This is a genomic window from Pelovirga sp., from assembly GCF_059864205.1.
In genome coordinates, this window is the sequence record NZ_JCBCBS010000166.1 from 1 (window position 1) to 11,230 (window position 11,230).

General features: G+C 55.5%; 8 protein-coding genes. All 8 read right to left on the minus strand.

Annotated elements, in window-relative coordinates; translation table 11 throughout:
* The coding region (gene alaS / locus AC6F7T_RS10775; RefSeq protein ID WP_500718733.1) for an alanine--tRNA ligase at positions 1-2,514 on the minus strand (2,514 nt) is incomplete at its 3' end.
* A gap of 174 nt (positions 2,515-2,688) precedes the next feature.
* Entirely contained in the window at positions 2,689-3,174 is a 486-nt protein-coding gene (locus tag AC6F7T_RS10780; RefSeq protein ID WP_500718735.1) for a RecX family transcriptional regulator, read from the minus strand.
* Entirely contained in the window at positions 3,146-4,333 is a 1,188-nt protein-coding gene (locus tag AC6F7T_RS10785) for a PilT/PilU family type 4a pilus ATPase (protein WP_500718737.1), read from the minus strand. Before AC6F7T_RS10785 ends, AC6F7T_RS10780 begins: the two co-directional genes overlap by 29 nt.
* 27 nt (positions 4,334-4,360) lie before the next feature.
* Positions 4,361-5,389: a recombinase RecA gene (gene recA, locus AC6F7T_RS10790; protein ID WP_500718739.1), complete on the minus strand. Its 1,029-nt coding sequence runs from the start codon at positions 5,387-5,389 to the stop codon at positions 4,361-4,363.
* Between the two features lie 279 nt (positions 5,390-5,668).
* Entirely contained in the window at positions 5,669-6,916 is a 1,248-nt protein-coding gene (locus tag AC6F7T_RS10795) for a CinA family nicotinamide mononucleotide deamidase-related protein (RefSeq protein ID WP_500718741.1), read from the minus strand.
* Between the two features lie 186 nt (positions 6,917-7,102).
* Positions 7,103-7,582, minus strand: coding sequence for a phosphatidylglycerophosphatase A (locus AC6F7T_RS10800; protein ID WP_500718743.1), 480 nt, complete (start codon positions 7,580-7,582; stop codon positions 7,103-7,105).
* Positions 7,575-8,774: a nickel pincer cofactor biosynthesis protein LarC gene (gene larC, locus AC6F7T_RS10805; RefSeq protein WP_500718745.1), complete on the minus strand. Its 1,200-nt coding sequence runs from the start codon at positions 8,772-8,774 to the stop codon at positions 7,575-7,577. Before larC ends, AC6F7T_RS10800 begins: the two co-directional genes overlap by 8 nt.
* Before the next feature lie 43 nt (positions 8,775-8,817).
* On the minus strand, positions 8,818-11,230 hold a 2,413-nt coding region (locus AC6F7T_RS10810; RefSeq protein WP_500718746.1), incomplete at its 5' end, for a type I restriction endonuclease subunit R, EcoR124 family.

The following is an 11,230-nucleotide window of genomic DNA, read 5'->3' on the forward strand; positions in this document are numbered from 1 at the left end:
GGGTTTGATCAGGTCGCCGGCCTTAATCCGTGCCGTCAGATCCTTGGTGACAGCGACCAGCAGGGCAACCTTGCCATCCGTTTCGGTGACCAGTACCAGTACGCCGGAACCGAGTTTGTCACGCAGGGAATCGGAGAATTCGCGCAGGCTCTTGCCGTCCACTCCGGCAACCTTGACCGCCAGCAGGGCTACATCGCCAACCTGTTGCACCTGATCGATCAGCTCGCCGCTGCGCTGGACATTGATTTTGGCCTGAATCTGCTCCAGTTCACGTTCAAGATTTTTCTGTTGTTCGAGGATTTTTTGAACCCGCTGCTCGAGTTTTTGCGGGTCACTTTTAACCAGATCGGCCAGCCGCTGAAGGGTCTGTTGCTGTTGCTGGCTTAACGCCAGTGCTGCTGCGCCGGTGACCGCTTCAATGCGCCGCACTCCGGCAGCGATACCGGTTTCACTTAAGATCCGGAACAGGCCGATATCGCCGGCGGCTCTGGCGTGGGTACCACCGCAGAGTTCCATGCTGTAATCACCGACACTGACTACCCGCACGACATCTCCGTATTTTTCACCAAACAGTGCGGTAGCTCCTGACGCCTGGGCGGCTTCAGCCGCCATTTCGCGACTCTGTACCGCCGCGTTGGTTCGGATCTGACGATTGACCTCATCCTCGATCTGCAGCAGTTCGGCAGTAGTAACAGGTGAAAAGTGGGTAAAGTCAAAGCGCAGGCGCTCTGGTGTTACCAGCGAGCCGGCCTGCTTGACGTGATCACCGAGGATGCGTTGCAGGGCCGCCTGGAGCAGGTGGGTCGCGGTATGGTTGATCACCGTGCGCCGGCGCCGCTCGCCATCAACCCTTAAGGTTAGCTGATTGCCGGTTTGAACCGAACCTGTGACCACTTCGCAGAGGTGGACATGCAGGTGCTCAAGGGGTTTTTTGGTGTCGAGGATACGCAGTTGAACGTTGTCGCCAATGATTTCACCGGTATCGCCGGTCTGGCCGCCCGATTCGCCATAGCAGGGGGTCGTAGAGGTGATGACTTCGATGAGATCGCCGCTCTCGGCCTGCTTTACCAGCTCACCGGCGCGGATCAGGGCGAGAACCTCACCCTGATCTTCAAGCTTGAGGTAACCGCTGAAGATCGTTTGCACTCCCTGGTCGACCAGGCGTTTGTAGATGGCGGCGACCGCTTCTTCGCCGGATCCTTTCCAGTGCTCGCGGGCCTTGTTGCGTTGTGCCTCCATGGCGGCTTCAAAACCGGCTTCGTCGATGCTGAAGCCATCTTTTTCAACGATGTCGGCGGTGAGATCAACCGGAAAACCATAGGTATCGTAGAGCTTGAAGATGGTCTCACCAGGGATGATCTTGCCGGCGCTGTCGGCCAGGCGGGCAACCTCTTCCTGCAGCATTCGCAAGCCATTGCCCAGGGTCAGGATGAAGCGTTCCTCTTCATTGAGCACCACTCGAGCAACAAAGTCTTTGCGGCTTGCTTCTTCAGGGTAGGCGGTCGCCATCGATTCGAGGACAAAGACACTGGTTTTGTGCAGTACCGGATCATCGAGACCGAGCATTTTGGCATGGCGCATGGCACGGCGCATGATCCGCCGCAATACGTAGCCGCGGCCTTCGTTGGATGGCAACACGCCATCGGCAATCAGGTAAGCTGCCGCGCGACTGTGGTCGGCAATAACACGCATGGAAACATCATTATCGTTATCTGCGCCGTAGGTTTTGCCGCACAGTTGTTCGATAAAGGCAATGATATTGCGCAACAGATCGGTATCATAGTTGGACTGCACCCCCTGCATGACGGTGGTGATCCGCTCCAGCCCCATGCCGGTGTCGACAGCCGGTTTGGGCAGGGGCACCAGGGTGCCGTCCGCCTTGCGGTCGAACTGCATGAAGACATTGTTCCAGATTTCCATATAGCGGTCACAGTCGCAACCAACAGTACAGTCGGGGCTGCCGCAGCCGACCTCGGGGCCGTTATCAAAAAAGATTTCGGAGCAGGGTCCGCACGGGCCGGTATCTCCCATGGCCCAGAAGTTGTCCTCTTCAAAACGAAAAATCCGTTCACGTGGCACCCCTTCCTGATGATGCCAGATGTCGGCGGCTTCGTCATCGTTGGTGTAGACCGAGACATAAAGACGATTCTTGTCGAGTCCCATATCTCTGGTAAGAAAGTCCCAGGCATAGGCGATGGCTTCTTTTTTAAAGTAATCGCCGAAGGAAAAATTGCCCAGCATTTCAAAAAAGGTGTGATGACGCGCAGTGCGACCGACATTTTCCAGATCGTTATGTTTGCCGCCGGCGCGTACACATTTTTGCGATGTGGCGGCGCGTACGTAAGCGCGTTTTTCTTCACCAAGAAAACAGTCTTTAAACTGGTTCATGCCGGCATTGGTAAACAACAGGGTCGGGTCGTTGTGGGGAACCAGCGATGACGACGCCACAACGGTATGGTCACGATCGGCAAAAAATTTGAGAAAACGGGCGCGGATGTTGTTTCCGGTGAGCATGATGGATCAGCCTTTCAGTCAGGATATAGTCATTTTCTTGGATTGTTAGTGCAACCGAGCTGCTGCTGCCGGGGTCAACGGCAGTGACATAGCAACAGCGAATTCACCGGTTGTCCGGTGGAAAATCGTGCCGGACACGAAATTCTAATGGAAGTGGTTTGATTTGAAAAGGGTTTATAGATCAGAAACCGACGTTTGTTGCAACCAGGTGAAAATATCGCTCAAGGGAAAGCCGCGGCGCTGGAAATAACTGATCAGTCGCCGGCGTTCATTGGCGGTCGCAGCGGCATAGCAGAAGTCGGGAAAGCGGCGGGACAGTTCCTGATTGAAAAGGTCTTCCAGGCTGAACTCGCTGCCGGCTTGGTCCAGTACGGCCCGCGCCAGATCGTCAGCGATCCCGCGTTGGCGGAGATCGGCGAGGATCCGTCCCCCCACCCCTTTGCCGTTACGCATCAGGGTGCGCGCACGACCCAGAGCATAACGGTGGTCATCAAGATAACGGTATTCATAGCAACGCTCAATGGCCGTGGCGATGGCGCTACTGGAAAAGCCGCGCTGTTTCAGCTTTTCACGGATCTGCGTTTCGCTGCGATCACAGCGCCCGAGCAGGCGCAAGGCCACACTGAAGGCATCAGAAGCGCTGGAAGGGGGAGTCGTCATTGTTCTGGTCTTCCGCTACTGCTTCAGCGGCTTTGCTGTCTTCCTGCTCTTTACCGCGTTCAAAATCACTCCACGAGGAATCGGATGTCGAGTCGATGCCGGAGAACTTGAGTTTGAAGTCATCGGGATTGGAGCTTTGGCGCAGGGCCTCTTCGTAGGTGATGATGTTGCGTTTGACCAGATCCATCAACGCCTGGTCAAAGGTTTGCATACCGTAAGTGGTGTACCCTTGAGCAATGGTGTCCTTAAGCAGAACGGTTTTTTCGCGGTCATCGATCAGTTCACGAATGCGTGCGGTGGTGAGCATGACTTCAACCGCAGCAACCCGCCCTTTGCCTTCCGCACGGGGAAGCAGGCGCTGGGAAACGACTGCCCGCAAGACATTGGCAAGTTGCAGGCGAACATGACGCTGCTGGTGCGGGGGGAACATGGAGATGATCCGGGCGATGGTTTCGGTGGCGTCGATGGTGTGCAAGGTCGAGAGCACCAGGTGGCCGGTTTCAGCGGCCGCCAGCGCCGTTTCTGCGGTCTCAAGGTCGCGCATCTCACCCACCAGAATAACATCAGGGTCCTGACGCAGGGCGCTTTTCAGCGCCGGGGCAAAGCCGGCGGTATCAAAACCGACTTCACGCTGGTTGATGATGCATTTGCGATCGCGGTGGAGGTATTCGATCGGATCTTCAACTGTCACAACGTGGGCAGTGCGGTTGCTGTTAATGTGGTCGATCAGTGCAGCCAGGGTGGTCGATTTACCCGAGCCGGTGGCACCGGTGACCAACACCAGCCCGCGTTGCTCCTCGGCAATCTTTTTCAGCACCTTGGGCATCAACAGCTCATCGAGGCTTGCCACCTTGAAGGGGATCACCCGAAAGACCGCGGAAACGGAATTGCGCTGCATGAAAACATTGACACGAAAGCGCCCGAGGCCGGGAACGCCGTAGGCCAGATCGACTTCGTTGTTTTCCTCAAAGCGTACCCGCTGTTTTTCATTCATGATGCCTTCGCACATGATGCGCAGGTCATCTGCCGTCAACCGTGGCGCTTTGGGCAGGGGACGCAGGCTGCCATCAACCCGGAATACCGGGGGAAGACCGGCTTTGAGGTGGATATCCGAGGTGTTGGATTTTAACGCCAGGGTGAGAATCTGGTTCAGTTCCATGGTGTTTCCTCACATTTCAATTGGTTATTATTCGTCGTCGGCAGCGCTTTGGAGTTTGGCGGCACCAACACCGTAAAGTTCGCGCAGAGTTGCTTCAATTTCATTGGTCATGTCGGGGTGCTCCTGTAGATATTGCTTGGCATTCTCGCGCCCCTGACCAACCCGTTCGCCCTTGTAGGAGAACCAGGATCCGCTTTTTTCGACAATGTCGTTATCTACCCCGAGATCAAGGATGTCACCTTCGCGAGAGATGCCAAGGCCATACATGATGTCGAATTCAGCCTGTTTGAAGGGTGGCGCCACCTTGTTTTTGACCCCCTTGACCCGGGTTCTGCCACCAACCACATCCTGCCCCTGCTTCAGTGCGGCAATCCGCCGGATATCGAGGCGTACCGAAGCGTAGAACTTGAGGGCGTTGCCGCCGGTGGTGGTCTCCGGATTGCCGAACATGACACCGATCTTCATGCGGATCTGGTTGATAAAGATGATGCTGCAGTTGGACTTGCTGACAATTCCGGTCAGCTTGCGCAGTGCCTGGGACATGAGACGGGCCTGCAGCCCCATGTGAGAATCCCCCATTTCCCCTTCGATTTCAGCGCGTGGCGTCAGGGCGGCAACGGAATCGACGACAAGCAGGTCGATGGCACCGCTGCGTACCAGCATTTCGGTGATCTCCAACGCCTGTTCGCCGGTGTCCGGCTGGCTGACCAGCAGGTCGTCGGCTTTGACTCCAAGGTTCTGGGCGTACTGGATATCGAGAGCGTGTTCGGCGTCAACAAAAGCCGCCACGCCCCCCTGCTTCTGGACTTCAGCCAGAATATGCAGTGCCAGGGTGGTTTTGCCCGACGATTCCGGGCCAAAAATCTCGATGATGCGTCCTTTGGGGATGCCACCGACGCCGAGGGCCAGATCGAGACTTAAGGAGCCGGTGGGGATGGTGGAGATAGCGGGCATCTGGTAGTCGGAGCCGAGGCGCATGATGCTCCCTTTGCCGAATTGTTTTTCAATCTGCCCCATGGCCAGTTCGAGAGCGCGGTTGCGGTTTTGATCGGACATGAAATGCTCCTTGATGGTGTAGTAAATTGGTTAATGTCAGCTATTAAAGATTGGTGTTTGCCCAATCTTCCCCTCTCCATGTGACATAGTAAGTCGTTGTGGTGGTGGAGGCGACTTTTTAATCAAAAAAAACTATCGCCTTCGCTCTTTGCTGCATTCAAAAATCCAGGAGACAGAATAAAGAATACAGAATTAAAACTGCAGAAATGACAATCTTTTTTCTGCCTTCTGCCTTCTGCCGAGCCAGAGTAAAACGATTGGTGTGTCTCTGTCGAGAGCTTAATCAGCTAGGCGCTGCAGAGCAAATCGCCGTAGCCATTCCAGCGCCATAAATGCGCTCAGCTTCTGAACACGGGCGCGATCGCCACTAAAAAGATAACGTTGAACATCAACCCCGGCGGCGCTTGCCAGGGCGAGATAGACGGTGCCCACCGGTTTGTCTGCCGTGCCGCCATCCGGACCGGCAATGCCGGTAATCGCCAGTGCCAGATCGGTACCACTTTCGTGGCGCAGACCGGTGGCCATGGCGCGGGCGCAGGGTTCGCTGACGGCGCCATGTTGCAGCAGGATGGCCTGCGGTACTTTAAGCCAGTGCTGTTTGGCGGCATTGGCGTAGGTGACCCCGGCGCGATCGAGAAAGGCTGAGGCACCGGGGTTGCGGGTCAGCATACTGCTGAGCAAGCCACCGGTACAGGACTCTGCTAACGACAGGGTCAGGCCGGCGCGGGTCAGGAGTTGAGCGACGTTGCCTTCGGCACTCTGCCCGTCACGCGCCATCAGATGGTCACCAAGTAGCTGCAGGATCAATGCTTCAGCCTGGTCCAGGCGCTCTTCTGCCCCTTCGCCGTAGGCTTTGAGGTTCACCAGCACCAGCGGGAAGTCGTGGCTGTAATTGACCCTGACCCCTTCCGGCAGGTGCCCGGCAGGGATCATCGTGCGGATACGAACCTCAGTCAGGCCGAACAGTTTCAGGGTGCGACGGTGCAGGCGCTGCTCCTCCGGATAATCCTGTTGAAGTTGCGGCAGCACCGATTGTTTCAGCATGGCACGCAGTTCAGCAGGGGCAGCGGGCAAAAAGAACATCCGGCACTGGTGATGGCTCAAGGTAAAGCCCGGCGTCATTCCTAGGGGATTGGCAAGCAACTGCGCCGTTTGCGGCAGCAGCGCCAGGCGTTCATTGGCCGGATCCGGCGCCTGGTGACGCGTGTGACACCAGGCGCGCACCATCTCCAGGGCTTCCTCATGAATGACCAGTGGTAACTCCAGAGCACGAGCGGCAGCGCGGGCGGTGAAGGCATTGCTGCCGGGTCCCAGCCCGCCACTGACAATGACAAAACGTGCCTGCCGGGAAAGGTAGTTGAGCGCCGCAAAGATTTCCTTTTCATTGTCCGAAACAGCCAGGGAGCAACGCGGGCGGTAGCCATGTCGGGTGAGCATGTCAACGACGACAGCACTGATAGAATCGGTGGAGTCGCCACTGAGCAGATCTTCTGCGGTGGTCAGGATAGCAATATCAAAACTGGGCATAGATAGTTTCCAGCAAAGAAAAAGTGTATCTGTTCAGCACTGGATCGGGAATCCTATGTCAAGGGACGCGATGGTTTCCCGTTGGGTCATCCATGATCGCTTGTTGTCGCCGTCCATGGCGACAAACACCCTTGCCACAGGAATCCCGACCCTGCGCAATGACAGTGGTGAATAGTTCCGAAAAAGTCAGCTAAACAAAGCGAGGCACAGGCGCACCGCAATGGCGGCGTAAACCCCGGCCAGCACATCATCACAGGTGACACCAAAACCGTTTTTAAAATTGCGATCAATGTAGCCGATCGGGGGTGGCTTTAAAATGTCAAACAATCGAAACCAGAAAAAGGCCAGCAGCGCCGTTCCCCAGGTAAAGGGCAGAAAGGCGACGGTCACCAGATAACCGGCGAGCTCGTCAATCACGATGCGCCCGTCATCGGCTTCACCGAAATAGCTGCCGGCATGTTGGCAAATGTAGACGCTGAAAGTGATGACAGCGACGAGAATGACAAACTGGAGCAAGCCGGGCAATAACGACAGGTAATAAAAGGCCGGAATTCCCGCCAGGGTGCCGAAAGTGCCGGGGGCAAGCGGGGCGAAACCCAGCCCGCCATTGGTGGCAAAAAAGATCGTCGCGCAGTTTTTGCGCCTGCGTGATGCTGGTTCAATCATGGTTCATCTCCTTAAGGAGCTGTGGCAGCTGGTCGTAAGCGCTATTTTCAACCAGGCGGTAGACCTGTTGCAAGGGCAGATTGTGCTGCCGGGCCAGGCGCCGGCAATCGTCGTACTCGGCACTCAGGCGCAGAAATTGGTTATTGTCGAACAGCAGCTTAACGCCCGCTGTACCGAGGGTGGTTGTGATGGTAACCTCGTGGCGCTGCAACCGATAACGGCGGCAGGGCTGAGAGCGAACGCCGATGGCGCTGCTGTGATGCATGATCAGGGTCGCCAGCGTCTGGCTGTGCGCCGGCTGACAGACCACCTTGAGAAGTTGCCCGGGGCGGTTCTTTTTCATCTGTAAGGGGGAATAGGCGGCATCCAGGGCACCGGCTTCAAAGAGTCGTTCGAGCAGGTCGCTGAGCTGTTCCGGGGTACTGTCGTCGATATGGGATTCGAGCAGGTCGACTTGGTCGTTTGGGCTTGATGTTTGCTTTTGATCGTAAAGAATACCACGCAGCAGGTTGGGGCGATCGGCAAGCTCCCAGCCGCCGACACCATAGCCACTGCGGCCCAGGGGCAGGCTGGGGAGATCGCAAAACTCTGCCAGTTCCCTGACAATCGCAGCGCCGGTGGGGGTGACCAGTTCCTTGTCACAGCCACTGTCGTAAACCGGTCGCCCCTGGAGGATCTCCAACGTTGCCGGTGCCGGTAGCGGAAGAGCGCCGTGGGCACATTGGCTGATGCCGCGTGACAGGGGCAGTGGCGCGCAGAGGACCTTGTCGATCTGTAGCAGATCGATGCCGATGGCCGCTCCGGTGAGATCCACGATAGCGTCGACGGCGCCGACTTCATGAAAGTGAACCTCATCAATACTGATGCCATGAACCCTGGCTTCGGCTTCACCGAGGCGGTGGAAAAAGCGCCGTGCCAGCTCCTTGCTGCGCTCACTTAAGTGACTGTCCGCCAGCATCTGATCGATGCGGCTCCAGCTGCGATGGTGGTGAACTTCTTTGTGGTTAACGCTAAAGCGGCATCCTTCAATCCCGTGCCGTCGCTCACGTTTGATGTTGAGCTGGTAATCGCTGACCGGCAGTTTGGCCAGTTCGGCTTTAAGTTGCTCCACATCAAGACCCAGGTCACAGAGCAGACCCAAAAACATGTCGCCGGAGATGCCGGAGAAGGTATCAAGATAAAGGGTTTTCATTCAGTTGATCCTTAAAAATTGAGGGCTGCCACAACATCAGGAATTATATCTGCCCCCCTACGCCTTTAAACTTCTCAACAAAGGCGGCAATTTTCTGGAAGACGCTTTGTTTCATCGTCAGATACTGTGGATTGAGCGGACTCATCTTCGGCAGAATGGCGTTCAGCTCGGTGCCGTTGTCGCTGGCGAATTCCCGCTTTAACGAGATGGCGATATAGCGTCTGGCCGCATCGGCATTGAGCTGTTCGCTATTAATAAGCTCCTCTGCATCACGTTGTTGCTCCCCTCGGGCAAAAGTGAAAAAGGCATCAATCACGCTTGCCTTGTCAGGGATCTCATCCAGATTCGCCTGGTTGATAAAATCCACTACCAGGCTTTCCTTGGCGCGATTGCCAAGGCTGCCACGAATCAGGCGCCGTACTTCATCAATCAATTCGGCCTTGCCCTTGTTTTTCTTGTTGTGCTCAAAAATCAGCTCCAGGATGTAATCCAGATTGATCTCCTGTGACTTGAGCAGGTCCACCTCAAACACCACGTCATCCCAGTCGAGAGTGGACTGGTCTTGCTCGTTGGCTGATTTTTCACGCCGTAGCCAGTCACGGATATCGTTATAGGTAGAGCGGTAATCCTGAACCTTGCGCTCAGATGGTATCCGGGTTGCCTGCAGTATGGCAAGATCATCATCGCTTAGGTGATGTTGCGTTTTGAAGACCTCGATCGCCTCCGGGTCATTGCGGTCAACGGATTGCAGGGCTTTTAACGCGGCAAATTCATCGTAGTTTTGCAGGATGTTCTCAATCCGCAGGTATTCTCCAAAGAGTTTGGCAAATTCTTTTTTGTCTTTTTCTTTAACAATCTCGACCGGGTCAGGAAAGCGCCGTTCCAGCTCCGTTACCACAACCTTGAAGCCGCGCCGCGCTTCACCGGTGACAATATCGGTGAAGCCTTCCAGGTACTCCTTGTAGCTCTTTTCCAGGACCACATTCTTGGTGTTCTTGTCGCCAAACAGGGTGATGGCGTCGATGGTGGCCTGTTCCAGATCACGAAAGGTGATGATATTGCCAAAGGTTTTGGTGGCGTCATAAATGCGGTTGGTGCGCGAATAGGCCTGGATCAGTCCGTGGTAGCGCAGGTTCTTGTCCACAAACAACGTGTTGAGGGTTGGTGCGTCGAAACCGGTGAGGAACATCCCGACGACAATCAATAAATCCACCTTTTCCTCTGGTCTAAATTGAAGGCCTTTGCTGTCTTCTCCTTTTACCCGCTTGGCCAGGTCGCGGTAGTAGTTTTGAAACCCCTTGCTGTCAACGCTGAAACTGGTCTTAAAAAGGGCGTTGTAATCAGCAATCGCCGCGCTCAAAAACTCCTTGGCACTGCTGTTCATGGCAGCCACATCAAAGCTCTCATCGGCAATGTCGCCTATGGCATCCTGCTCCTCGTTGGCGGCAAAGGAAAAGATGGTGGCAATGTTCAGCGGTTTGTCGCAATCAGCCTGCAGCCTGTTCAGCGCTTCGTAATAGCATTTTGCCGCATCCACGTTGCTGACCGCGAACATGGCGTTAAATCCCTTGCCGCCTGGCTGCAGACGGTGGGTTTTCTGCCGGTAGTGATTCAGAATGTATTGGGATATTTCGCGGATACGTTCGGGATGCAGCAGGGCCTGGCGATTCTCCGCAGCGGTCAGTTTCTGTACATCCTGCTCGGTTTCAAGTGCCTTGAATTGAGGGCGCACAGCGTTGTAGTCGACCTTGAATTTGAGCACCTTCTCATCGCGAATGGCATCGGTGATCACATAGGAATGCAGTTCACGGCCAAACACGCTGGCGGTGGTTTCCGCGCCCAGGGCGTTCTGCGGAAAGATCGGCGTGCCGGTAAAACCGAACTGATAGAACCTTTTGAACTTCTTCTTCAGATTCTTCTGTGCCTCACCAAACTGGCTGCGGTGGCATTCGTCAAAGATAAACACCACCTGTCTGGCATAAATTGGCAGCTCCCCTTCGCTCTTCATCAGGTTGTTAAGCTTCTGGATCGTGGTGACAAGGATCTTGTTGTCGTCCTTATCCAGATTACGTTTGAGGCCGGAGGTAGAGTCTGAGCCGTTGACGCTCTCAGGTGAAAAGCGCTGGTACTCCTTCATGGTCTGGTAGTCCAGATCCTTGCGATCCACCACAAAAAAAACCTTGTCGATAAAGTCCAACTCAGTGGCCAGGCGCGCCGCCTTGAAACTGGTCAGGGTTTTACCGGAACCGGTGGTGTGCCAGACATAGCCACCGCTTTCCGGATTGCTCCAGTTTTTGGCGGTATGGGAGCTGTTGATCTTCCACAAAATGCGCTCGGTGGCGGCAATCTGATAGGGGCGCATCACCAGCAGGGTGTTGCTGACGTCAAACACCGAATACTTGAGCAGCACTTCCAGCAGGGTGTTTTTCTGAAAGAAGGTGGCGGTAAAGTCCTTC

Bases quoted from the DNA above. Each gene is read 5' to 3' on its own strand.
- larC (WP_500718745.1), bottom strand. From the start codon at position 8,774: ATGAAAACCCTTTATCTTGATACCTTCTCCGGCATCTCCGGCGACATG.
- recA (WP_500718739.1), bottom strand. From the start codon at position 5,389: ATGTCCGATCAAAACCGCAACCGCGCTCTCGAACTGGCCATGGGGCAG.
- AC6F7T_RS10785 (WP_500718737.1), bottom strand. From the start codon at position 4,333: ATGGAACTGAACCAGATTCTCACCCTGGCGTTAAAATCCAACACCTCG.
- AC6F7T_RS10780 (WP_500718735.1), bottom strand. From the start codon at position 3,174: ATGACGACTCCCCCTTCCAGCGCTTCTGATGCCTTCAGTGTGGCCTTG.
- AC6F7T_RS10795 (WP_500718741.1), bottom strand. From the start codon at position 6,916: ATGCCCAGTTTTGATATTGCTATCCTGACCACCGCAGAAGATCTGCTC.
- AC6F7T_RS10800 (WP_500718743.1), bottom strand. From the start codon at position 7,582: ATGATTGAACCAGCATCACGCAGGCGCAAAAACTGCGCGACGATCTTT.